Source organism: Ruegeria sp. K5, assembly GCF_056531805.1.
Window position 1 is genome coordinate 67,746 of record NZ_JBQFML010000001.1, and the last position, 24,080, is coordinate 91,825.

26 protein-coding genes and 1 riboswitch are annotated in these 24,080 nt (G+C 57.3%); of the genes, 23 read left to right on the forward strand and 3 right to left on the reverse strand.

Translation table 11 applies throughout. The annotated features are described in order from the left end of the window. Nucleotides 1-2: 2 nt before the first annotated feature. Both cobW and ACR0MO_RS00325 read right to left on the reverse strand, forming a co-directional pair. Entirely contained in the window at nt 3-1,058 is a 1,056-nt protein-coding gene (cobW, locus tag ACR0MO_RS00320; protein WP_480580539.1) for a cobalamin biosynthesis protein CobW, read from the reverse strand. After that, the gene (locus ACR0MO_RS00325) at nt 1,055-1,435 is read right to left on the reverse strand and encodes a DUF1636 domain-containing protein (protein WP_170735228.1); all 381 of its coding nucleotides are present in this window, start codon (nt 1,433-1,435) and stop codon (nt 1,055-1,057) included. The genes cobW and ACR0MO_RS00325 overlap by 4 nt, the downstream gene beginning before the upstream one ends. Nucleotides 1,436-1,528: 93 nt before the next feature. Next, nucleotides 1,529-1,747: riboswitch (cobalamin riboswitch) on the reverse strand. Nucleotides 1,748-1,850: 103 nt separating this feature from the next. On the opposite strand from ACR0MO_RS00325, the gene ACR0MO_RS00330 reads away from it, so the two are divergent. The 19 genes from ACR0MO_RS00330 to eno all read left to right on the forward strand — a co-directional run bounded on the left by ACR0MO_RS00330 (nt 1,851) and on the right by eno (nt 21,147). Beyond that, entirely contained in the window at nt 1,851-2,843 is a 993-nt protein-coding gene (locus ACR0MO_RS00330; RefSeq protein ID WP_480889224.1) for an NAD(P)-dependent oxidoreductase, read from the forward strand. A gap of 347 nt (nt 2,844-3,190) precedes the next feature. Next, complete coding sequence (locus tag ACR0MO_RS00335) at nt 3,191-4,054, forward strand: hypothetical protein (protein WP_170449437.1); 864 nt, start codon at nt 3,191-3,193, stop codon at nt 4,052-4,054. A gap of 97 nt (nt 4,055-4,151) precedes the next feature. Continuing rightward, nucleotides 4,152-4,397 carry a helix-turn-helix domain-containing protein gene (locus ACR0MO_RS00340; protein ID WP_170449439.1) on the forward strand — a complete coding sequence of 82 codons (246 nt, stop codon included), beginning with the start codon at nt 4,152-4,154 and terminating at the stop codon, nt 4,395-4,397. 26 nt (nt 4,398-4,423) lie between these two features. Further along, nucleotides 4,424-5,689 (forward strand): type II toxin-antitoxin system HipA family toxin, encoded by a 1,266-nt coding sequence (locus tag ACR0MO_RS00345; protein ID WP_480890865.1) that lies wholly within the window; start codon nt 4,424-4,426, stop codon nt 5,687-5,689. A 321-nt stretch (nt 5,690-6,010) separates the two neighbouring features. Beyond that, complete coding sequence (locus ACR0MO_RS00350) at nt 6,011-6,208, forward strand: hypothetical protein (RefSeq protein WP_170449443.1); 198 nt, start codon at nt 6,011-6,013, stop codon at nt 6,206-6,208. 672 nt (nt 6,209-6,880) lie between these two features. After that, entirely contained in the window at nt 6,881-7,555 is a 675-nt protein-coding gene (locus tag ACR0MO_RS00355) for a GntR family transcriptional regulator (protein ID WP_170449447.1), read from the forward strand. A 290-nt stretch (nt 7,556-7,845) separates the two neighbouring features. Further along, the gene (locus ACR0MO_RS00360; protein WP_170449449.1) at nt 7,846-8,883 is read left to right on the forward strand and encodes a TRAP transporter substrate-binding protein; all 1,038 of its coding nucleotides are present in this window, start codon (nt 7,846-7,848) and stop codon (nt 8,881-8,883) included. A gap of 18 nt (nt 8,884-8,901) precedes the next feature. Beyond that, a complete protein-coding gene (locus tag ACR0MO_RS00365; protein WP_480470253.1) occupies nt 8,902-9,489 on the forward strand; it encodes a TRAP transporter small permease subunit in 588 nt (195 codons plus the stop codon). Continuing rightward, nucleotides 9,482-10,825, forward strand: a complete 1,344-nt coding sequence (locus ACR0MO_RS00370) for a TRAP transporter large permease subunit (protein WP_170449453.1) — start codon at nt 9,482-9,484, stop codon at nt 10,823-10,825. Before ACR0MO_RS00365 ends, ACR0MO_RS00370 begins: the two co-directional genes overlap by 8 nt. A 10-nt stretch (nt 10,826-10,835) precedes the next feature. After that, nucleotides 10,836-11,654 (forward strand): SDR family oxidoreductase, encoded by an 819-nt coding sequence (locus ACR0MO_RS00375; protein WP_480470252.1) that lies wholly within the window; start codon nt 10,836-10,838, stop codon nt 11,652-11,654. A 19-nt stretch (nt 11,655-11,673) separates the two neighbouring features. Beyond that, nucleotides 11,674-12,615, forward strand: a complete 942-nt coding sequence (kce, locus tag ACR0MO_RS00380) for a 3,5-dioxohexanoate:acetyl-CoA acetone transferase (RefSeq protein WP_170452987.1) — start codon at nt 11,674-11,676, stop codon at nt 12,613-12,615. Nucleotides 12,616-12,694: 79 nt separating this feature from the next. Then, nucleotides 12,695-13,348: a 3-oxoacid CoA-transferase subunit A gene (locus ACR0MO_RS00385; RefSeq protein ID WP_170449455.1), complete on the forward strand. Its 654-nt coding sequence runs from the start codon at nt 12,695-12,697 to the stop codon at nt 13,346-13,348. Continuing rightward, on the forward strand, nt 13,349-14,026 hold the full coding sequence (locus ACR0MO_RS00390) for a 3-oxoacid CoA-transferase subunit B (RefSeq protein ID WP_170449457.1): 678 nt from the start codon (nt 13,349-13,351) through the stop codon (nt 14,024-14,026). A 57-nt stretch (nt 14,027-14,083) separates the two neighbouring features. Beyond that, nucleotides 14,084-15,076 carry a 3-hydroxyacyl-CoA dehydrogenase gene (locus ACR0MO_RS00395; RefSeq protein ID WP_480889231.1) on the forward strand — a complete coding sequence of 331 codons (993 nt, stop codon included), beginning with the start codon at nt 14,084-14,086 and terminating at the stop codon, nt 15,074-15,076. A gap of 69 nt (nt 15,077-15,145) precedes the next feature. Then, a complete protein-coding gene (locus tag ACR0MO_RS00400) occupies nt 15,146-16,672 on the forward strand; it encodes an altronate dehydratase family protein (protein WP_170449461.1) in 1,527 nt (508 codons plus the stop codon). 76 nt (nt 16,673-16,748) lie between these two features. Then, nucleotides 16,749-17,264: a gamma carbonic anhydrase family protein gene (locus ACR0MO_RS00405; RefSeq protein ID WP_170449463.1), complete on the forward strand. Its 516-nt coding sequence runs from the start codon at nt 16,749-16,751 to the stop codon at nt 17,262-17,264. Nucleotides 17,265-17,286: 22 nt separating this feature from the next. Next, complete coding sequence (locus ACR0MO_RS00410; RefSeq protein ID WP_170756581.1) at nt 17,287-18,435, forward strand: DUF4147 domain-containing protein; 1,149 nt, start codon at nt 17,287-17,289, stop codon at nt 18,433-18,435. Further along, nucleotides 18,432-19,859, forward strand: a complete 1,428-nt coding sequence (gene pyk / locus ACR0MO_RS00415) for a pyruvate kinase (RefSeq protein WP_170449468.1) — start codon at nt 18,432-18,434, stop codon at nt 19,857-19,859. The genes ACR0MO_RS00410 and pyk overlap by 4 nt, the downstream gene beginning before the upstream one ends. A gap of 10 nt (nt 19,860-19,869) precedes the next feature. Continuing rightward, a complete protein-coding gene (gene eno / locus ACR0MO_RS00420; RefSeq protein WP_170449470.1) occupies nt 19,870-21,147 on the forward strand; it encodes a phosphopyruvate hydratase in 1,278 nt (425 codons plus the stop codon). Here the strand turns inward: eno and ACR0MO_RS00425 are convergent, their stop codons facing one another. Then, nucleotides 21,148-21,312: a hypothetical protein gene (locus ACR0MO_RS00425; protein WP_170449472.1), complete on the reverse strand. Its 165-nt coding sequence runs from the start codon at nt 21,310-21,312 to the stop codon at nt 21,148-21,150. Between the two features lie 1,130 nt (nt 21,313-22,442). Between ACR0MO_RS00425 and ACR0MO_RS00430 the strand changes: the two genes are divergently transcribed. Genes ACR0MO_RS00430 through ACR0MO_RS00445 form a run of 4 tightly spaced genes read left to right on the forward strand, consistent with a single transcriptional unit; the run spans nt 22,443 to nt 24,010 of the window. Then, a complete protein-coding gene (locus tag ACR0MO_RS00430; protein ID WP_170449475.1) occupies nt 22,443-23,321 on the forward strand; it encodes a zincin-like metallopeptidase domain-containing protein in 879 nt (292 codons plus the stop codon). Beyond that, complete coding sequence (locus ACR0MO_RS00435; protein ID WP_050673793.1) at nt 23,318-23,521, forward strand: hypothetical protein; 204 nt, start codon at nt 23,318-23,320, stop codon at nt 23,519-23,521. The genes ACR0MO_RS00430 and ACR0MO_RS00435 overlap by 4 nt, the downstream gene beginning before the upstream one ends. Then, nucleotides 23,518-23,742: a hypothetical protein gene (locus ACR0MO_RS00440; protein ID WP_170449477.1), complete on the forward strand. Its 225-nt coding sequence runs from the start codon at nt 23,518-23,520 to the stop codon at nt 23,740-23,742. Before ACR0MO_RS00435 ends, ACR0MO_RS00440 begins: the two co-directional genes overlap by 4 nt. Continuing rightward, entirely contained in the window at nt 23,729-24,010 is a 282-nt protein-coding gene (locus ACR0MO_RS00445) for a hypothetical protein (protein ID WP_170449479.1), read from the forward strand. The genes ACR0MO_RS00440 and ACR0MO_RS00445 overlap by 14 nt, the downstream gene beginning before the upstream one ends. Nucleotides 24,011-24,080 lie beyond the last annotated feature (70 nt).

The window sequence follows — 24,080 nt, forward strand, 5'->3', positions numbered from 1 at the left end:
GCTTACTCGGCAGCCTCGGTCACACCTACGAGGATATTGCGGATCGCGGCTTCTTTGATGTCGTCATGCTCGGCAATGACCACAAGGCGCGAGCGGCGCTCCTCACCGGGCTCCCAGGGGCGGTCATATTGGTGCCGGACGCGGGCACCGACGGCCTGCACCAGCAGACGCATGGGTTTGCCCTGAACGGCGGCATAGCCCTTGACGCGCAGGATGTTCAGCTCATTCGCCAGACGTTCGATCTTGGCGACCAGATCGGCGGGTTCGGTCTGTTCCGGCAGTTCGACGATGATGCTTTCGAAATCGTCATGCTCGTGGTCGTGGTGGCCGTCGTGATGCGACGGTCGAGCGTCCATGTCATCCTCGGCGGCGGCCTCAAGGCCCAGCACGACGCGCACGTCCACGGCACCTTCGGCCACTTCAACCACGGGCAGAGGGCGCGGGGCTTCGGCCGCGATGATTTCTTTGGCTTTCGCCACACCTTCGGGACCGGCCAGATCGGGTTTGGTCAGCAGGATGATGTCGGCGCAGGAGATCTGGTCCTCGAACACCTCCGACAAAGGTGTTTCGTGGTCGATCGAGTCATCGGCCAAGCGCTGGGCATCCACCGCCTCGACATTCGGGGCGAAGCGACCGGCGGCGACAGCCTCGGCATCTGCCAAGGCGATCACGCCGTCCACGGTGATCTTCGACCGGATATCGGGCCAGTCGAACGCCTTCAGCAGCGGTTTCGGCAGGGCGAGGCCTGAAGTTTCGATCAGGATATGATCCGGGCGCGGCTCCAGCGCCATCAGCGCCTCGATGGTGGGGATGAAGTCATCGGCCACGGTGCAGCAGATGCAGCCATTGGCCAGTTCCATGATGTTTTCCGCCGGGCAATCCGGGATCGCGCAGGATTTCAGGATGTCGCCATCAACGCCCACATCGCCGAACTCGTTGACCACCACGGCCAGACGTTTGCCTTGCGGGTTCTGCATCAGATGCTTGACCAGCGTCGTTTTGCCCGAGCCCAGAAAGCCGGTGATGACGGTGACGGGGAGTTTTTCGAGGTTGCTCATTTCAGGGCTCCAATCGGGGGAATGCGCGAGGCGCAGTTTTTGCGAAAATGTTCGGGGCGCTCGCGCCATTTGACCAAGCCGTCCTCGGTGGCCAGATACTTAGTCGCACCGTCGACGATGACGTCAACGTGATCGGTTTCGTTGAGGTTCTCATAGACAAAAGTCCAGCGATCCGGCCCGCCGCGCAGCACGATGGAGCAGCCCTGATCGCAGTTCGACAGGCATTCGACGGCTTTCAGCGTGACGCCCTCGGGCAGATCCGCCTGTTCCAGCGCTTTGTGCAGCAATGTGCCGGGGCGCTGGTCATCATCCTCGATGGGCAGACCACGGCGGCACGTGGTGCAGACCAGCAGCTCGACCGGCGCAGTCTCGGTCATGTCTCTCATCCCCCCAAATCCTCTTCGCGGGGGACGGGGTTTCATGCGGGCCACGCGATGCACATGGACCCGACACCGGAACACCCCGCCCGGTTTCAACTTCGGGTGCTGGCAGGTCTCCCGGCTTGCGGATGTCAGAGGCCCGGTTCGTCTGGCTCCTCTGTCGGATGTCCCGCCTTCCCGGCTTTGCAGCCAGTGGCATTGGGCACCCTCTCCGGTCACGGTCGCGGGGGCGGCTGCGTTTGGCGGATAATCCGTTGACGCATTCCCTTTTCATCGGCTGTCGCCGACACCAACGACAGGGACATGCGGTACGTGCGGGCAGGTTGTCAAGCGCGATGCGACCACCATCGCGTGGCTAGGATGAAAAGCGACCTGCCAGCGTCGCTGGGCGGCATGACGCGGTGCACGCGACATGGTCGCATACCGGAAAACACGCAGGGAGACGCGAATAATGAAAGTTGGGTTCATCGGACTTGGAAATGTGGGCGGAAAACTCTCGGGCTCGTTGCTGCGCAACGGGATCGACCTGACGGTCCATGACCTGAATGCAGACCTGGTGGCAGAGTTCGTCGAAAAAGGCGCAAAGGCCGCCGAAAGCCCGGCCCAGCTGATGCGCGATTGCGACGCGGTGATCACCTGCCTGCCATCGCCTGCCGCCTCGGACGCGGTGATGCAAGAGATGTTGCCCGAGGTCGGCCCCGGCAAAATCTGGATGGAGATGTCCACCACCGACGAGGCCGAGGCCAAGCGGCTGGGTGCCATGGTCATCGAGCGGGGCGGGGCGGCAGTTGATTGCCCGGTTTCCGGCGGATGCCACCGGGCGGCAACCGGTAATATCTCGATCTTCGCGGGCTGTGACCGCGATACCTTTGAGCGAATCCTGCCTTTCCTGACAACGATGGGCCGTCGGGTGCTGCATACGGGCGATCTGGGCTCGGCCTCGGTTCTGAAAGTTCTAACCAACTATCTGGCAACCGCCAACCTGATCACCTGCGCCGAAGCGCTGGTGACCGCCAAAGCCGCCGGGATGGACCTGAACACGACCTATGAGGCGATCAAGATCTCGTCCGGTACGTCGTTTGTGCATGAGACCGAAAGCCAGGTCATCCTGAACGGCTCGCGCGATATTTCCTTCACAATGGACCTTGTCAAAAAGGATATCGGCCTGTTTCAGGACGTCGCCGACCGCGCGGGTGTCCCGCTTGAGATCAACCCGATCATGATCAAGATCTTCGAGGACGGCATCGCACGCTACGGCGAACGCGAACTGTCGCCCAACATCATCAAACGCCTGGAAGACGCCACCGGCCTCGACATCCGCGCGCCCGGCTTTCCACCTGAAATGCAGGACGATGAACCTGAAGAACCGGGTTATGAGGTTATCCCGGCGGGGCGCGATTCCTAAGAGGGGCGCGCTTTCGTCTTTGCGTCGCGAGGTGAAGGTATTGAAGGAAGTGGAGGCGAGTACCGGAATCGAACCGGTGTACACGGATTTGCAATCCAGAAAGAGATAAAGCAAAAACAACGACTTAGGGGTGCAAAATGCCCCCTGACAAAAAGTGAACAAAAAGCGAAAGTTTCAAAGCCAAGTTCGCCGGTTCAAAACGAAAAAGGCCCCGTCACAGCGGCAACTGTGAACCGGGGCCAAATAGAAAAAGCCTGTCAGCTTTCGAAAGACATTAGCACGGGCCACTACCGCTCCGCAAACGCTCAGTCGGCTTTTTCCTGGCCTCTGACCGGTGAGGTGATCCAATGAGCTGGCGCATAGCGAATGAATGCGCCGAGCGCCGCTTTGGCAGCGCCGCCCGCAAGCAGATTATCATGTTCCTGGCCGACAAAGCGAGCGATGACGGCTCCGGCATCTGGTGTTCCAAGGGGACGATCCAGCGCCACACAGAGCTTAGCGAGAGCACGGTCAAGCGCACCATTATCGATTTCCTGCGAGAAGGCATTCTGATTGAGACGGGGCGGCGGCACTGCAAGAATGGCTACACCGTCATTTACCGCATCGTTCTGGAGCGCGTGGCCGCGCTCGAACCCACGGCTGAACCCGATATTGAGACGGGGGTCACTGTGAACCCCGTCCAGCCTGAACCCGGTACGGGGTCCACCGTGAACGGGGTACGGGGTTCACGGTGGACCCCAAACCATCCTAAAACCATCCATAAACCACCTACGCGCAGGCGCGAGGCGGCGGAGGAGGTTGAAGATCTTGAAGCTGAGAAGATCTTGGCGGCCTATCCCGAAGACAGGATCCGAGACCGGCGAACCAGTCTGCGCCTGATCGCAGCGGCTGTGAAAGCCGGGGTAGAGCCCGATGATCTGAAGCAAGCGATCAAAGCCTATGCCAAGGAAAGCGAGGGATACACGCGCAGCAAGGTCTGTTTTTCGGACAATTGGTTCAAGATGCGCCGATGGGAGAAGGGGCTTGCCCAGTTGCAAGCCGACCGCGAGAAGGCGCGAGAGGCCGAAGCCAAAGGTCGCGCCAGCCTCGCCGAGTGGATCCACGAGCGCCATCCCCTGTGCCGCCACATCACAAACCGGCAGATCGAGGATTTGGTTGCAACGAAGCTGGTGACGCCTGAGCAGGTTCGAGCTGCGGGGCTGCAGGCATGAGTGCGGCTCGATTGTTACGCTATGGCGTAAAAATTGAATATTTACGTTGCAGCGTAATTTATTTTGATTTACGCTGTGCCGTAAAAGGAGCCACGTCATGGACCTCACAGCACGAACGGCCGAGCAGATCGGCGAGGCACTCCGCCGGACGCGCAAAGCGCGCGGCTGGACCCAAAGCGATATCAGCGCGCGTACGAATTTGCGCGTCGCGACAATTTCGTCGCTCGAGAATGGCGACACGGGAGCGAAGCTCGCCACAGTGCTCGCTGTCATGGCGGCACTTGGGCTTGAGTTCCGATTGGTGGAGCGCGGTGGCTCGCTTGAGATTGAGGATATCTTCTGATGGCCAAACACGGGCGTAGCGGAACGATGCAAGTGCTTCTGAACGGGCGGTCGGTGGGGGCTTTGCGTCTCGCTGGTTCAGGCGCGATCAGCTTTACCTATGACCCGGAATGGTTGGCATGGGAACATGCCATGCCCATCTCGCTTTCGCTGCCTTTGCGTGAAGAGGCACACCAGGGCGGCCCTGTTATCGCCTACTTGGAAAACCTGCTGCCGGACAATCAGGCGATACGAGAGCGCGTTGCTGCACGGGTGCGTGCGGGCGGCACGGACGCGTGGCACATGCTGGAGAAAATCGGGCGCGATTGCGTGGGGGCCCTGCAATTCGTCTCAGGTGAGATTCCAGAGTTTGCCGCGCTCGAGGGAGAGCCCGTATCTGAGGCACAGATTGCGGATATGTTACGCAACCTCACAAGCGCTCCGCTAGGCTTGGATGAGGAAGACTACTTCCGCATTTCCATCGCCGGGGCGCAGGAGAAAACGGCTCTGCTACGCCACGAGGGCTCGTGGATCCGTCCATCGGGGCTCACCCCTACAACCCATATCCTCAAGACCCAGCTTGGTGTTCTGCCCGCAGGGATAGATTTGTCGGACAGCGTCGAGAACGAATTTTTCTGCATGAGCTTTTGCCGCGCCATGGGCATGGACGTGGCGGAGGTCGAAATTGCCGACTTCGAAGATGTGCGGAGCCTTGTTGTGACACGGTTTGATCGGCGCTGGACCAAGGATGGTCGGTTGATCCGACTCCCCCAGGAAGACTTTTGTCAGGTGCTCTCAGTGCCCCCAAGTCAAAAATACCAAATGGATGGCGGGCCAGGTATCACCGAAGGGATCGGGTTGCTGAATGGTAGTGATGACCCTGAAACAGATCAGCGCGCGTTCTTCCGTGCGCAGGTGCTGTTTTGGCTCTTGGGCGCGACAGACGGGCACGCTAAGAATTTCAGCATCGCATTGCGCCCTGGCGGGTTCCGCATGACCCCGCTCTACGATGTGCTGAGCGCTCAGAAAGCCGTGGATGACAGTCAAATCCGCCAGAACCGGATGCGCCTCGCGATGGCCGTCGACGGACACTACCGGATCAACGAGGTGGTGCCGCGTCATTTCCTGCAGGCTGCGAAGGCGGCAGGTTTTGGTGTGGCGCTAGCGGAAGAGATCTTGTCGGGCGTCGCGTCTGAGCTTGAACCCGCCTTGGACAAGACACTAGCAGACCTGCCGGATGGGTTTCCACAGCCTTTGGCGGAAGCCATCGCTGCTGGCATACGGCGTCGGGCGGCAGCCTTTCATGCCGTATGATCCGCAGATCATATTTCCGTTTTATGGTCGGTAGATCATATTTACTGCGCGCAATCTGCAGGCCCAGCACAGTAGTTGCAGCGTTTCAGGCCAGCTTTGACGGGCCAGCCCAGAGAATGATGGCCAAACTCAGATCCTCAACGCCGTGTTTCTGATTGCTGAACATAAGCGGGCAGCCGTGTCAGACGCGGGACAAACCCCACTTCAACAAGAAAATTCCCCTGCGCCAGCGCATTCCTCGCGAAGCAAGTTTCTCGCTGACAGCCCCTTGGTGCCAGCCTTGGTCATGTTCATCGAAACACTCAAAGTGAGGATCAAAAAATGGCTACTCAAACTCTGAAACTGAACGTCAAATCCGGCGAAAAAGACGGCAAGAACTTCTGGGCCCGCTGCGGCATCCTCTTCGTCAACACCGACGACCGCGGCAACATCACGTCGATCAACGTCAAACACAGCATGTTCCCCGACGTCGAAATGGTCGCCTTCCCGCGCCGCGATGACGACCCAGTCACCGAATGACTGCGGTGCCGGGGCGGGTAGCCCGCCCCGGGTGACCCCGAAGTTAGGTGTGGATCGCTGTCAATTGGACTTCCACAAGCACCCGATGTCGCTTCAGTGCAACTCTTCGGACCGGACTTTCGCTGCAAGTGCAGAACCGGCAGTTGGGGGAACTGGTGCTAAGCGGGACTTTTCCGCCGTTGCCCTTCCGGGTGTTTGCTGACGCAGCATATAATCGCAGGCGCGGCGCGCTCATCGCTGCGTTGCAGCCGATCTCGCAAAAGCAGTCATTGAAAGCCACTCTGAGGGTCGGGTGGCCAAAGGTCCGCTACGGTATCAGGTTTCTTGTGAAATATAGATCACTGATTTTTAATCAAAGGTCAATTATCTTTGAATGATGGAAGACTTTGCGTAATAATGGAAAGCATCTTAGGGAAACAAAAATGAAAACATCTTTGAACGCCGTCAAACCCGTGCAATGCAAGACGCTTCAGAAGGAAGTGGAACAATAGCTTTGCCAACTAACTTTGGGGTCAAGCTGGCAAAAGGTGAAGAGATCACAGCCGCCACTATCACCCAGACCTTCGGTGTTTACCCAATGCCCTTGTGCGAGGTGATTGCCCGCCTGATAGCAACTGGCAACTGCAAAAGTTAGGTAGATTTCCACGCCGAGTTTATGCGATTAGGTGAAACATGCTTAAGAACGCCAAACCGATTCAGAAAGATAAGTTACACGACCAGGTGTATGACCAGCTGTGCACGCTTCTACGCGAAGGTGAGTTCACACCAGGCCAGGCGGTTCATGTTGCGCGTGTTGCCGAAGCCTTCGGCGTGAGCGCTATGCCTGTGCGTGAAGCGCTGACGCGGCTCCAAGCGATAGGGGTCGTGGCGAATGTTTCGGGCCGCTCACTCGGGGTGCCGAGCCTAGGATACGAAGAACTGACGGACCTGCGCAATGTGCGTCTGGAAGTAGAGGCGCTGGCTGTCAAATGGGCTGTGGTGAATCGGGATGACGCTTTTGTCGCGGACCTCGAGAAGCTGCTGAAGCGTCTGGAAACGACCGAGCTATCCGGCGATGTGCAGGGCTATATCAAAGCCAACTATGAGTTTCATCTGCGGATCTACCAGCAGTCGAACTCTCCGGTTCTGATCGATATCATCAACACGCTATGGCTGCGTGTCAGTCCGCACCTGTATCAGCTGGAACGGGAAAATCAGTACAAGGTTTCCAACATTCATCACCGGAAAATAGTACGAGCTGTCCGGGAAGGCGACGAAGCAACTGCCAAACAGGAGCTTGTTCTGGATATTTCCGAGGCCTACAGCGTTCTTGTTAGAACCTTGTTTTCGAACAACCCTTCTCGCTGAAAGTAACAGCAAGCGAATACCCGGCCGAGACCGTATTCTAATATGTCCGAATACCGGGCTGGCTGTATTCCAGTCCTTTGAACGTCCCTCAACGCCGTGAAATCTGAGATTTCTTGGCTGATTCGGATTCTCCCAAGCTATCAAAACTCACGCAACCAACTGAAATTTATCGAAAAATGGAGAACAAAAAAGCCTATTGATTTTTGATCAATTATCAACTCTTATTGAACTTGCCCCACAAACCGACCGCTATGGTCGTTCGTGACGGGCACAGTCACGGGAGGAATACAGTGAAATATTCGAAAATTGCCGCGACCTTGGTTGCTGGTTCTCTAGCCTTTGGTGCGTCTTCTGCTTCGGCCGATATCCTGGATGTCCACATGAGCATCCCCAAGGATCTGACTTTTTTGGCGGACAGTGCAAAATTGATGGATGAGTCCCTGCGGAACATGAGCGGCGGCGACATTGGCCTTCAACTCTATGGTTCCGGAGAGTTGGTCCCTGCAGGTGAAATCCTGGAAAATGTAAGCTCTGGTGCCATTCCGGCTGGGTGGAGTTTTCTTGGACAGTGGGGCGGCAAAGTACCCGTTGCCCAGATCGGTGCAACGCCATTCGGTGCGGGACCTGAAGCCCTGGCAGCTTGGTTGCACGTCGGTGGCGGACTTGAAATTGTTCAGCGTGGTTTTGACGACTTGAATGTCAAAGTTCTTGCTTGCCACATTACTGCGCCAGAACCTGGTGGTTGGTTCAACAAGGAAATCACTTCGATTGAAGATTTCAACGGTCTCAAGATGCGCATGGCCGGTGTCGGCGCGCGCGTGCTGAACGAATTCGGCGCCTCGGCGCAGTACTTGCCTGCAAGCGAAATCTACCTCGCCCTGGAACGAGGCCGTATCGATGCAACTGAGTTTTCGTTGCCAATCATCGACAAAGACTTTGGTTTCAACCAGATCGCAAAATTCCAGTACTATCCGGGTTGGCACCAGCCTGGCAGCGTCGATGTATTGATGATCAATATGGACGTTTGGAATGGCATGGATACAGGCGAACAGGCCATGTATGAGGCGGCGTGTCAGACCAGCCTGGCCTGGACACTGCAATACGCTCCGGCAGCTCAAACACCACAGATCGAAGTATTCGAAGAGGGCGGCACAATCGTCAAATCTTTCCCAGATGAAGTTCTGGCAGAATTGCGGGTTGCGACGGAACGTGTTCTGAATGCTGAAGCCGAGAAAGATGCGCTTTATGGGGAAGCGTACCACTCGATGAAGGCTTTCGTGGCATCGTCAGGACGTTGGACCAATCTTCAAACTCTCCCTGCCGAGTAAGCCAACATGGTACACGATATGGACACTCCGCCGAGTGATCCAAATCGTGGCACCGGCCCTGTCCATACGGTTCTTCGCGGGATCGTATGGATAGGCCAGGCCGCGGCTTGGCTCATCGTTCCCATCCTCGTTCTTGTAATGATCGGTGTCACGTTGTCAGCCGCCAAGATTGGCACGATCGTTCGGTGGGAAAACGACGTTTTCTTATTTGGATCGAAGCTGACTCTTGCAAGCATTGGCGATCTGCAATGGCATCTGTTTGGGATCATGCTAATGCTCACAATGCCCGCAGCGATCGTTAAAGACAGGCATGTGCGTGTCGATTTTCTGCGACAGCGCTTTCGTGAAAAGACAAAAAATATCATTGAAATCATTGGTTTTTTTGTTCTGCTGGCGCCCCTTTGCTACATTGTCGTTCTCCATGGTTACGACTTCACCATGCGATCATTCACTATGGGCGAAGGGTCGGACTACGACGGAATGTATGACCGGTTTGTCCTGAAAGCATTCGTTCCAATTGGGTTTGGTCTGATGCTGATCGCTGGCCTCGGTCTGACAATCCAAAAACTTCGTATTTTGTTCGGGAAGCAGAAAACCCATGATTGAACACATCATTCCCCTATCGATGGTCGTTTGCCTGCTCTTAGGTATTTTCAGCGGCTACCCGGTTGCTTTTGTTCTTGGCGGCATCGGCATTGCGTTTGCCTTCATCGGTGGATTGCCTTTTGCATTCCTCAAAATCGGCGTCTCGCGGATTTACGCTGGCGTTATCGAGAACTGGCTTCTGCTCGCGGTGCCCTTGTTCGTCTTTATGGGCGCCATGCTTGATAAATCCGGTTTGGCGCAGAATTTGCTTTATTCGCTTGAGCGCGCCTTAGGACGCAGGCGCGGTGGACTGGCCATTTCCGTTGCATTGCTGGGCATCGTCATGGCGGCCAGCACAGGTATCGTTGGCGCATCGGTGGTTATGCTGAGTACTTTGGCTCTGCCCATCATGCTGCGCGAAAAATACAAACCAGAGCTGGCAGTTGGTACAATCGCTGCTTCGGGTACACTAGGTATTTTGATCCCGCCTTCGATTATGCTCGTGCTCGTTGGCGACATTCTGCAGATCTCTGTTGGCGAATTGTTTGTTGGGGCGATGATCCCCGGCCTGCTTCTGGGTGGTCTATATATTGCCTACATCGTCTTCGTCGCGCTAACGAAACCAGGTGATGCCCCTGTTTCGACCCAAGTGCCGGCAGAAGGGTCGCTGGCACTGGCGCTCGTGCGTGATCTCTTTGCTCCGCTTGTTCTTATTCTGACTGTACTTGGTTCCATTGCGACAGGCACGGCAACACCAACTGAGGCGGCAGGACTAGGTGCGATCTGCGCCATGATCTTGGCGGCGATCAACCGCAAATTGACCATGAAGACTATGTCCAGCTGTGTTCGTGAAACTGGCTATACCTCCGCTATGATCTTGGGTGTTTTGGTTGGTGCTACGGTCTTTGGAATGGTGTTCAAGGGTCTCAAGGGCGACAAGATGATCGAGAACGCCATCCTGTTCTTCGATCTGGGCGCTTACGGTACGCTGGGCATCTTGCTACTGCTGATTTTCATCATGGGCTTCTTCCTGGAGTGGGTCGAGATCAGCTTTATCGTTTTGCCACTCTTTGCACCTATCGTTGCAGGATTGGACTTCGGACTTGGGATTTCGCGTGAACAGCAACTGCTGTGGTTTGCCATGCTTGTGGCGGTTAACTTGCAGACCAGTTTTCTAACGCCACCTTTTGGATATTCCCTGTTCTACGTCAAAGGTGTGGCTCCACCCGAAATATCGATCCGAACCATTTATCGCGGGATCATTCCGTTTGTCGCGCTGCAACTGCTTGGTCTTGCATTGCTGATCGTCTGGCCGAGCCTCGTGCTTTGGGCTCCGTCCGCCGTGTTCGGAAACTAGTGGGGGAAATATGACGGACCTATCTCCCAAAATGCCCTCACCGCTGGCTGGATTTAATTTGCCAGGTCTTAAAGGCAAAAAAGTTGTGATTACTGCCGGCGCAAGCGGGATTGGATTAAGTATTGCCCGCTTGCTGCACGCACAAGGTGTTCAGATCGCGATCTGCGACGTCGATGCAGACGCCTTGCGCAGGGCCTGCGTTGAGCTTGAAGGCTGTGTCGCCGTCGAGGCTGATGTGTCTGACGAAACAGCGGTGGATACATTCTTTGACACGGTGCAGGACACCTTTGGAGGGTTGGATGCTCTGGTAAACAACGCAGGGATTGCTGGGCCAACCGGCAATCTCGAAGACCTATCTCCCGATGACTGGCGGCGGTGTATCGACATTTGCCTGACAGGGCAGTTTCTGTCGGCACGTCGGGCCATACCGATGATTAAGGCGGGCGGCGGCGGCGCTGTGGTTAATATGTCCTCGTCAGCTGGCAAACATGGATACGCCTATCGCACTCCCTACTCGGCGGCCAAATTCGGCGTAATCGGACTGACACAAAGCCTCGCCAAGGAGCTGGGTCCTAACAATATCCGGGTCAATGCCGTTCTGCCCGGAATTGTTGAAGGACCCAGAATGGAAAAGGTGATCCGCGATCGTGCAGACACCGCCGGTACTAGCTACGCCGAAATGAAGAACGACTACCTCAAGAATATTTCCATGCGTCGGATGGTGACCCCTGAAGACGTCGCTGCGACCGTTGCATTCCTGATCTCGGATGCTGGCGCCAATTTGTCGGGGCAATCCCTTGCCGTCGATGGAAACGTGGAAACGCTTTGAACTCAATTGGAAAATTAAGATGAGTAAAGACAACAACAATGCAGGCAAGGTGATCATCACCTGCGCGGTAACCGGCGCCATTCACACGCCTTCGATGTCGCCACACCTACCGGTAACACCGGAAGAGATCATCAGCGATTCCCTTGCAGCCGCCGAGGCGGGTGCAGCGATCCTTCACCTGCACGCCCGCCATCCTGACGGCCGGCCGGACCAAAGTCCTGAAGGGTTTGCTGCGTTTTTGCCGCAGATCAAGCAGAGCACAAATGCCGTGGTCAACATTACCACGGGCGGTAGCCCTTACATGAGTGTTGAAGAACGCGCGGCGCCAGCGGCGACCTATCAGCCGGAACTTGCCTCGCTCAACATGGGGTCAATGAATTTCGGACTCTACCCGATGCTCAACCGGTTCAAGGAATTCAAGCATGACTGGGAGCGGGAGCACCTCGAAGGGTCCAAAGATCTTGTCTTCCGCAATTCGTTTAAAGACATCGAGTATGTGCTGGAGACGTGTTACGGCAACGGGACGCGGTTTGAGTTTGAGTGCTACGACACATCACATCTCTACAATCTGGCGCATTTTGCCGATCGCGGCTTGGTAAAGGCCCCATTCTTCGTACAATCGGTTTTCGGCCTGCTCGGCGGCATTGGACCGCACCCCGAAGACGTGTTGCACATGAAGCGCACGGCGGACCGGCTGTTCGGTGACGATTTCCGTTGGTCCGTCCTTGGTGCGGGATCCAACCAGTTTCGGATTGCGGCGCAGGCGGCGGCGCTCGGTGGAAACGTGCGGGTCGGGCTGGAAGACAGCCTTTGGGCCGGTCGCGGTGAACTGGCAAAATCCAGCGCCGTTCAAGTCAAGAAGGTGCGCGCTATTGTCGAAAACCTGGGCATGCAGATCGCGACCCCGGATGATGCCCGCGACATTCTCGGCCTCAAGGGCGGCGATCAGGTGGCTTTCTGAGAATGCGCTGCGACATCGATCATAATGGGCTAGTTTCGGCATGTGCGGACGGTCGGGCCTGCACCTATGAGGCCGCCGCATGAAAAAAGCGCTCTCACCCAAGGCCGTCGCTGATCTCGTGCCGGATGGCGCGCGCATCATGATCGGTGGGTTCATGGGGGTTGGCACTCCTGCCAAGATCATTGATGCGCTTGTTGCCGCCGGGAAAAAGGACCTGACGCTGATCGCCAATGATACGGCACTTCCGGGGCGTGGCATCGGAAAGCTTGTCGCGGCCGGCGCCCTCAGGCGCGTTGTCGTGTCTCACATCGGCCTGAACCCGGAAACCCAGCGCCAAATGAATGCTGGCATCCTTGAAGTGGAGCTTGTTCCGCAGGGCACGCTGATTGAGTGCATTCGTGCCGGAGGCGTGGGGCTTGGCGCGGTTGTCACACCGACCGGTCTTGGAACTCCTGTTGAGGAGGGAAAGCAAGTTCTGGAAATCAAGGGGAAAAAATTCCTTGTTGAGGAACCCATCCGCGCCGATTTTGCCTTCATCGCGGCGCGGCAGTCCGACTACCTCGGCAACCTGGAATATTCGCTGACCGCGCAGAACTTCAACCCGACCATGGCGATGGCCGCCGACACTGTCGTCGCGGAACCGGAGCATATCGTGCCCGTGGGCGTGATCCCCCCGGACGCAGTGCGCACCCCAGCCAGTCTGGTCGACCACCTGATCGAAAGGTCGACATAAATGCAGCGCAAAGAACGCATCGCCCGCCGCGTCGCCCGCGAGATCGCGCCCGGAACGCTGGTCAATCTTGGGATCGGGTTGCCCAGTCTCGTGGCGGGTTTCGTCCCTTCGGATGCGGGCGTTTTCTTTCAATCTGAAAACGGTGTGATCGGTCTCGGTGCGCGTCCACCCGAAGGCATGGAAGAGCCCGACTTGACCGATGCCGGCGGCGGTTTCGTGACCGCCGTTCCCGGCGCGGCAGCCATCGATAGTTCGATGAGTTTTGGCCTGATCCGGGGCGGACATATTGATGTGACGGTGCTGGGTGGCCTGCAGGTCGACGAACGCGGGTTTCTGGCAAATTGGATGATCCCCGGCGCCATGGTGCCGGGCATGGGCGGGGCGATGGACCTCGCCACCGGAGCCCGCAGGGTCATCGTGGCGATGCAGCACATGGCGGGCGGAAAAAGCAAGATCGTCCGCACATGCGATCTGCCGCTGACATCCTCGCGTGCGATTGACCTGCTGGTTACGGACCTTGCGGTTTTCAAAGTTGCCGGGTCCGGCCTGATGTTGACGGAAATTGCGCCTGAGGTAACCGTTGAGGAGGTCCAGGCCTCGACCGAGGCACGGTTTGAGATTTGCGGTGACCTTAAGCGCATGGACGAAACCCGACCCGCCAAGGCAAGGGCCCGATGAAGCAACATGCCGTGAATGTTGCGTCGATAAATCCATCCAGAGTCGACGAGTTTTATTTTGGCCGCCGGATTTACTGAGCCGATTTCCGGACAAAGAGAGATGAAAAACATGGAAAAGATTGCCGTAATTGGCTGCGGACTAATTGGACAGGGCTGGGTGGCGGTATTCGCCCAGGCCGGTTTTGAGGTTGCGATGTACGACATCTCGGCAGAGGCCGCACAGCGCGGGTTGAAAGCCATGGAGAAACGGATTTCCGATCTCACCGAGTTCAATCTGGTCGCTCCGTCCGATGCACCCCAGATCCTGCAGCGCATCAAGTTAGCGGCCAGCCTCGAAGAGGCGCTGGACACAGCCATATATGTTCAGGAAAACGGTCCGGAAGACGTTGAAATAAAGAAACAAATCACTGAAACGCTGGATGCAATCGCGGCCAGCGACGTGCCTATCGGAAGCTCTACATCAGGCATTTCTGCATCGCGCTACTGCAAGGATATTGAGGGACGCCATCGGTGCCTTGTGGTGCATCCCATAAACCCGCCCCATCTTCATCCCGCGGTCGAAATCGTTCCATCGCCATGGACGGATCATAGCATTGTCTCAAAGGTGAATGAGGTGATGATCAAATGCGGGCGCGAAACCATCGTGTTGAGCGAAGAGATCGACGGGTTTGTTGTGAACCGTCTGCAAGGCGCGCTTCTGGAAGAGGCATTCAAGCTTGTGGGCAGCGGCATCGTGTCGGCCGAAGATCTGGACAAGGCTATTTGTGATGGCCTCGGGTTGCGCTGGTCCATTATGGGCCCGATGCAAACCATTCATCTGAACGCTCCCGGAGGCGTGACTGACTACGTTGCGCGATACGGAAAAATGTATCGGGATTTTGGTCTTGGCTCTTACGAGGGCATCGACTGGGCCAGTGTTGCAAAGGAAAAAATCGCACCCGAAATGGCCGAAAGAATGCCCGTCGCCAAAATTCCTGAAGCGCAGATCGAGCGGGACAGAAAACTGATGGCTCTGTTACGTCACAAAGCTCAGTCCCAATCAGGCACCTAGACGAATTGAAGCTGTTAGATCTGACACGCAGGCCTGCCTCAACAATCGGCCAAAAAGGACGGTAACATAATGACTTCTCGAAAAATTCTCTCGCTCAGTGACGATGACAACATAGCAGTGGCGCTGCAGCGGATCGAACCGGGCGCAGAGCTGTCTCAATCCGACCTGATTGCCCGGGACCTGACCCCGTCAGGCCACAAGATCGCCGTGAGCCCCATCGCTTCCGGTCAGAAAGTCATCAAATACGGCCGCGTCATCGGTGTCGCCACGCAAGACATTGGGCGCGGTGAGCATGTTCACGTCCACAATGTCGCAATGACGAGTTTTCGACGTGATGAGAACTACGGGCAGAGCGCCCAGGATACCAACATTTTGGCCCTGTCTGAACGGGCGACATTTCAGGGATACCGTCGGGCAAACGGCGAAATCGGAACTCGCAACTATGTGGGTATTGTTACCTCTGTGAATTGCTCGGCTTCGGCGGCAAAGCTACTAGCGCGAGAAGCCGAGCGCGCGGGTTTGTTGGAAAAATACCCCGGCGTTGACGGGATTGTGCCAATTGTTCACGGCGCGGGGTGCTGCATCGGGACCGATGATGAAGCCTTCCGCAAGCTTCAGCGGGCGATCTGGGGCTATGCCACGCATCCGAATTTCGCGTCGGTGTTGATGCTTGGTCTGGGCTGCGAAGCCAACCAGATCCCGCTGATGCTGGAAGCCTATGGCCGTCCTCAAGACGAAAGCTTCCAATACTACACGCTGCAAGATGCGGGCGGGACGCGCAAATCGATTGAAAAAGGCTTGCAGTGGCTTGAAACGGCACTGGAAGCGGCTTCAAAAGCGAAGCGGGAAACTGTGGATGCGTCTCATCTGAGTGTCGCGTTGCAGTGCGGCGGCTCGGACGGATATTCCGGGATCACGGCCAATCCCGCGCTCGGCTATGCCGTGGATCTTCTGGTCAAAAACGGCGGGACGGCGGCGCTGGCGGAAACCCCCGAGATCTATGGCGCAGAGCACCTTTTGACAGATCGCGCGGCGTCACCCGAAGTCGGTCAGAAGCTGGTGGATTTGCTGGAGTGGTGGGAAGACTACGCCGCCAAGCATGGCTCGGAAATGAACAACAATCCGACGCCGGGCAACAAGGCAGGCGGCCTGACTACGATCCTCGAAAAATCCCTCGGCGCGGTGGCCAAGGCGGGCAGCACGAATTTGAACGGGGTCTATAGGTATGGCGAGAAGATCACCGAGAAGGGCTTGGTCTTCGTTGACAGCCCCGGTTACGATCCGGTTTCTCTCACCGGAGAGGTCGCCTCGGGTTGCAACATGATCTGCTTCACCACCGGGCGCGGCTCCTGCTATGGCAACAAACCGGTTCCGTCGATCAAAATCGCCTCGAACAGCGCGATGTTCGATCGGATGCAGGGCGACATGGATATCAACTGCGGCACGATTGCAGACGGCAGCGAAACTGTGGCCGAAGCCGGGGAGCGGATATTCAACGCAATCCTGAAGTCAGCCTCGGGGCATAAAACGCTGTCCGAAGAGCTGGATATCGGCGACGCGGAGTTCGCGCCCTGGCAGACCTACGCTCAGATGTAGACTAGGAATTCACAGCAGCGCCCGGGCGGAAAACCGGGCGCGAACAGAACCACCAGAAAATTGAGAAGGAAATCCAGTGATTTACAGTTTGGGATCGATCACGCCGAAAATCGCCAAAGACGTGTTCATCGCCCCAGGATCATTTGTTGTCGGGAATGTTGAGATCGCATCCGGTGCAAGTGTCTGGTTCGGGGTCGTAATTCGCGGAGACAATGAACCAATGATTATCGGAGAGGGCAGCAATATTCAGGACAATTGCGTTCTCCATTCCGATCCCGGGTTTCCACTGTCGATCGGGCGCAATTGCACAATCGGGCACAGCGCGATTGTTCATGGGTGTACGATCGGAGACGGGTCGCTGATTGGCATGGGCGCCACTGTATTGAACGGAGCAGTTATTGGCCAAAACTGCCTGATCGGAGCCGGCGCGCTGGTCACTGAGAATACGAATATTCCCGATAATTCTCTGGTTGTTGGGTCTCCTGCGCGTGTCAAACGGGAATTAGGCAAGGAGCAGATCGAGGGTCTTCACCAAAGCGCACTGCAATATCAAGCTAATTCAAAGCGGTTTGCCCAAGAGCTTTCCAGCTAGATTGTCCACGTTGGAATTCGACATGACCATTGCCCACAGAAATACACTTTTGAACCTTTTCCGCGCAGCGGTTTCTTCAGTGAAGGGTGACATCAGCGTGCGCAATTGGGTGTCGCACCACGATGTCAAACCTCCAACGCATATTGTTGCCGTCGGAAAAGCCGCCACCGCCATGTTCGAGGGCCTGCCAGACGACTGGCGCAACACGATACCCACCTATCTTGTCACAAAGACTGACCATCTGGGCAACGGGGAGTTCGGCAGCAACGTCGAGGCATTCGAAACCAGCCACCCGATACCGGATCAGTCTTCGTTGAAGGCGGGTAAAGGCCTGCTAGACTTTGTGGCCGGATGCCCGACTGGCAGTCGTTTGATGATGCTTGTTTCAGGAGGCGCATCGTCGCTTGTCGAGCATCTGAAACCAGGTGTCAGCAGCGCTGATCTTGTGGCTCTGACGAAAGCCGCTCTGGCCGAAGGTGCGGATATCGGAGAAATTAACAAGCGTCGACAAGCCGTCTCCGCAGTCAAGGGAGGCGGGCTGTTGGCGTCGTTCAAAGGCCAACAAGTCGATGTCCTTGCCATTTCGGACGTAGCGGGAGACAGCATCTCGGTCATCGGTTCCGGGATTGGCGCGGCGCCCGAGAGTGCCGGTCTTGGCTACAACTGCAGCGTTGTCGCCTCAAACGCTGTTGCGCGGGAAGCCGTCGTGCGAAGCGCAAAATCGATTGGGATCAAGACCATCACCAACCAAGAGAGCATGTATGCGGATGTGAATGAGATTGCCGCTCAGATCGCGCATGAGATCACGGAAGGCCCCGACGGCTTATATGTCTATGGCGGAGAGCCAACGGTTGTTCTTCCCGAAAACCCCGGCAAAGGCGGTCGCAACCAAGCCCTTGCACTGGAAATTGCAAGGCACGTTCAAAACCGATCCGAAATAACCGGCCTCGTCGCAGGGACGGACGGCACCGATGGTCCGACGAATGCAGCGGGTGCGTTCTTGGATGGCGATGCCTTTTCTTCGGAACCTGGTGCAGAAGATGCGCTACGCAGCGCTGATTCTGCCTCTTTTCTGGCCCGCACGGGCAATCAGATTATCACCGGGCCAACCGGCACGAATGTGATGGACCTCGCGATTTTTCTCAAACAAAGCAGAAGGCGCACATCATGACCACTCATAATCAACTGCCCCGGCAAACGAAGATCGTAGCCACGTTGGGCCCCGCGTCCAATTCATACGACAAGATCAAGGCACTCGCCGAGGCGGGCGCGAACGTCTTTCGAATGAATTTCAGCCACGGAACCCACGAAGACCATGCTAGGGTTCATGCAGCCATTCGCAAAACAGAGAGTGACCTCGGTCGATCCATCGCCATTCTCGCGGATCTGCAGGGGCCGAAGCTTCGCATCGGTGTGGTGCCAGGCGGGGAAAGACCGCTAGCCATCGGCGACCGTATCCGGTTGGTCTGTGATCCCGCCCGGGAAAACGACGTACCTCTGCCTCATCCTGAGATTTTCGGCACTGTTGGGGTTGGCCATATGATTCTCATCGACGATGGCCGCATCAGGTTGCGCGTTGTTGAGAGCCATGACGACGCTATCACTGCCGAAGTTCTCAACAAAGCGACCTTGCGAGACCGAAAGGGGATCAACTTTCCGGACACCACGCTGAAGCTGGACCCGATCACGCCAAAAGACCGGAACGACTTGCGGTTTGCGCTCGAACTGGGGGTTGATTGGGTGGCAATGTCCTTTGTGCAGACCGCAGAGGACATTAAGGGGCTTCGCCGGTTGACCGGAGGCTTGGCAAAGATCGTTGCCAAGATCGAGAAACCCGTTGCTGTTCAAGATATCGACGCAATTCTCCACGCCACTGACGCTATAATGGTTGCGCGTGGAGACTTAGGCGTTGAGTGCGATTGGCACGTTTTGCCGGCCATCCAGGCATCACTGGTGGCAACGGCCCGGTCACACGGCAAACCAGTTATTGTGGCCACCCAGATGCTTGAAAGCATGATCTCAGCACCTCTGCCCACTCGGGCGGAAACATCGGATGTTGCCAATGCGGTGTCCCAGTCCGCAGACGCGGTCATGTTGTCAGCAGAAAGCGCAGCGGGGGAATATCCGGTTGAAGCCGTTACGGCGATGGCCGAAATTGCCCAAGCGACCGAATCTGCCTCTCGTTCATTGAATTCGAACGTCAACACCGCTCTGATTGATGCCCCGGACGATTCAAGCTCAATCGCAAGTGCGGCCAGCACCCTTGCAGATTTGAGGAATGCGAGCTGCATTGCCACGTTTACGACAACCGGGGCCACGACGCTGCGGGTGTCGAAGAATCGTAGCGCCATCCCAATTCTTGCAATCTGTCACTCGGAGAAAGTCGCGCGAAGCCTTTGCCTTGTCTGGGGGGTAACGCCTATCGTCAGTACCAGCGTGGAAGAGTTCTCTTCCAGCCGCGAAGGCCGTATCCCGTCGCATCTTGCCCCCGAATACCTGGTTCGGCCTGGTCGCCCGGTTATTGTGACATCCGGATCGGTGCATGGCCAAGCTGGCGGCACAGACTCGCTAAAGATCGCCTATCTCGGCAGATAAGGATACACCAATGAGCACCATTATCGACATCCACGCCCGCGAAATTCTCGACAGCCGCGGCAACCCGACCGTCGAAGTCGACGTGATCCTTGAAGACGGCACCATGGGCCGCGCTGCCGTACCTTCGGGCGCGTCGACCGGTGCCCACGAGGCGGTGGAAAAGCGCGACGGTGACAAGGACCGTTACCTGGGCAAAGGCGTTCTGGAAGCCTGTGCCGCCGTCAACGGCGAGATTGCCGAAGCGCTGGTCGGCATGGACGTGACCGAGCAGGTAGCGATTGACGCTGCTATGATCGAACTTGACGGCACCCCGAACAAAGGCCGCCTCGGCGCCAACGCCATCCTTGGCGTGTCGCTCGCCGTTGCCAAGGCTGCAGCCGACTTCACCGCTCAGCCCCTGTTTCGCTACGTGGGCGGCACCTCGGCCCGCGTGTTGCCGGTGCCGATGATGAACATCATCAACGGCGGTGAACACTCAGACAACCCGATCGACATCCAGGAATTCATGATCATGCCGGTGTCAGCCGCGAACATCCGCGAAGCCGTGCGCATGGGCGCCGAAGTCTTCCACACCCTGAAAAAGGAGCTTTCCGCAGCGGGCCTCTCGACCGGCATCGGTGACGAAGGCGGCTTTGCCCCCAACATCGGCTCGACCCGCGACGCACTGGACTTCATCAAGAACGCCGTCGAGAAAGCCGGCTACAAGCTGGGTGACGATATCTACCTCGCCCTCGATTGCGCCTCGTCGGAATACTACAAGGACGGCAAATACGAGCTGAAAGGCGAAGGCAAATCGCTGACCTCGGAAGAGAATGCTCAGTATCTGGCCGACCTTTGCGCCGACTATCCGATCATCTCGATCGAAGACGGCATGGACGAAGACGACTGGGAAGGCTGGAAGCTCCTGACCGACAAGATCGGCGACAAGGTTCAGCTGGTCGGTGACGACCTCTTCGTGACCAACCCCGCCCGTCTGGCCGATGGCATCGCCCAGGGCGTTGCCAACTCGATGCTGGTCAAAGTGAACCAGATCGGCTCGCTCACCGAGACCCTGAAAGCCGTCGATATGGCCCACCGCGCGCGCTACACGAACGTGATGTCGCACCGCTCGGGCGAGACCGAAGACGCCACCATCGCCGACCTGGCTGTGGCCACCAACTGCGGCCAGATCAAAACCGGATCGCTGGCACGCTCGGACCGGCTAGCAAAATACAACCAGCTGATCCGCATCGAGGAAATGCTGGGCGCATCGGCTGAGTTCGCCGGTCGCTCTGTCCTGCGCGGCTGATCAGCCCACGGTTTGAAAACGCGCAGGGCGGAAGGGGTCCAGCAACTCTGCCGCCTTGCCCTCCAGTATCTCGGCGGCCAGCGCCTCTGCAATGCCTGCGGCAAGCGTTACACCGGAATGCATGACCGCCAGGTAGAGCCCTTCGGGCCCGGCAGCCCAACGCATGGCAGACCGTCGGCCGACACGGGGCGCGATGCAAGGGCGACCATGCTCCAGCGCAATTCCGGGCGCCCCACGAGCCTGCCAAGGCAGCTCGCCGTCTCGCGTCGAGGTCTTCGCCGGACTGGTCGACCTGCTCGGATCGGTATAACCTGCTACGCCAGCGAAAGTTCCACACCACATGAGCAAATGCGTTCTGCGGGAGCATCAGTTACGTAAGAAACGGTCCTGCAAGTCCGCTTCTTGCCAGTGCAATCTCGGCGCAACGAATAACGGTAAAGGATTCGGCAGGTCGGTGGTGCCGGCCAATGACCGGTCTGGGGAAGTTCGCCATGCCGGCGAACTCGCATTGCTGCAATCGCGAAGGTCGGTGGCAAGTTTCTCGCGGTCGCACTGGCCGCACTTGCAAGCGTCCAGAAAGTCCGCGATCTGTGAATTGATCCCCCTCGGCTTGCTGCAACTTGCATGAACGACGCCTTTTCACATCGCGGCGCAGCACGGTTAATCACGCAGTTGCAGCAAAAATCGTGCCGCGTGCGCTCGCAGCGAGAATTTCAAATTCACAAGATGGGCTCCAAGCGGACATGCGGCAGCGCAACGAAATATTCGATTTCGAAGAAGTTTCAATGTCGGCTTCAGGTGGTTCAGCATGAAAGGCTCCCACCTGCCGAGTTTCATTCTTTCCGACGGTCTGAAAAAATCATCTACCCGAGTTTGGAAACGAGCCTGCGCTTTGGTGCGCGGGCGAAATAATCCCATAGACTAGATTGCGGCTCAACGGGCTAGGGCCCGCTCACCCCAATCCAGGCATCTTTCTATTTGTTTGGTCCGCCCAACATCCCTGACCGTGGCGGTCAACCTTAGTCCATCCCCAAAATCAGCCACCAATTTCCCCTGTCTCGCGGGCGAGCCATTCCTCGCGCGGCAAATTGGTGTCTGATTTTGGCGCAGACATTTTCTTCGCAAATGTGGCCGATTGACAGCCCCGCTCAGGGCCGTGGGTCGGGCTTTGCCCTCTCCCACTCTGTTCCGCCGAATACATGCGTATTCGGTCAGATCAGGTGGCCGAGGCGCAGCCCATCGGCGGAAGGGGGCACGAGGCCTCACCCGCGTCACTTTGATCGAGGAGGCCACAAATGGCACCGAAGTTTGATGTTTATGCCCATGTCACCGACACCATTATTGCCGAGATCGAGGCAGGCACGCCGCCATGGCGCAAGCCATGGACCGGGAGTGCGTCCGGCATTGCCCTGCCGAACCGACACAGCGGCGAGGAGTATCGCGGGATTAATGTCCTGATGCTCTGGGTCATGGCGGCCAAGCATGGCTATGTTTCGAGCCGCTGGATGACCTACAAGCAGGCGCAGGAACTGGGCGGCCAAGTCCGCAAAGGCGAAACGTCGTCGACCGTGGTCAAATACGGGACGTTCACCCGAGAGAACGAATTGGGCGTTGAGGAAGAGCTGCCCTATGCGCGCGCATACCGCGTCTTCAACGCGGATCAGATCGAAGGTTTGCCGGAGGAGTACTACATCCGTCCCGAGGCCCCGCGCGATCTTGGCACTGAAGCTGATCCCGAGCTTGAGGCGTTTTTTGCTCGCACGGGTGCGGAGATCGTGACCACCGATGAGCCGCGAGCCTACTACAGCCCGTCCAAGGATCACATCCATATGCCGCCCGTGGCGACCTTCCTTAGTGCGAAAGGGTATTTTGCGACCCTTGCTCATGAATCAATTCACTGGACCGGTAGCGAAAAGCGGCTTGAGCGGATCAAGAAATTTGCGAACCGTGAAGCCTATGCCTTTGAAGAGTTGGTGGCGGAAATCGGTGCTTGTTTCCTCGGTGCTCAGATTGGGGTCACGCCGGAATTCGACCAAAGCGCCGCCTATGTTGAAGAGTGGTTAAAAGCGCTCAAGGAGGACAAACGTGCGATTTTCCGCGCGGCGTCCGAGGCGCAGAAGGCAGCCGATTTTGTCCTTGCAGCGGCAGGTCAGAGCAAGGAGGTGGCAGCATGATCCCCGACTATCACAGCGATGATTTTTCGACGGCACGTCTGGAAGATACCGTCAGTTTGCGAAGCGCCGCCCGTGAGGCGCGCGCCACGCTTTACGCGGTGTTGAACCGGCTGGAGCTGAACGATCTGGAAGGCGAAGAACAGCCCTACATCGACGATTGTCTTGGGGCTCTCGCAATCCTTGAGGAGGCGTTGCGATGACCGTGGAAGACATCAAAGCAGCAGTGGCCGCGGGTAACCGCGTTCATTGGGTCAACAGGGGGTATGTCGTTACGCGTGATGACCTCGGGCAATACCTCATCACATTCACGCGGAACGGTTCGGCTATCGGTTTGACCAGTTGGGATGGCACCCGTCTGAACGGCGAGCCTGACGAATTTTTCATCGAGGAAAGTGCAGAGGTTCGCCATGAAGTATTCTGACATCAGGCAGGCGGCCCGAGAGGGCCGCGCCAGCGTGCATCTGCATGGGTTCTGCAATCTGCCCGATGGCGGGCAGGAGTATTGTGATGATCCAGCACTGATCGATGGCTGGGCGATCTATGTCCGAGTTGAGACCCCGGACGACCCGCAACAGCCCTTTGATTTGCACGAGCTGCCCGATCATCAAACCTATACCAGCGCCCAAGGCGCGGCCCGCGCAATAGCGCTGCAATTGCTTGGCGATGCTGAGGCATGGAACCACGATTAGTGGTGCCATGCCTTGCGCATGTGGCCGGGGCTTTGCCCGGCGGTCGCAGCCTATGGCTGCTCCAAACGGA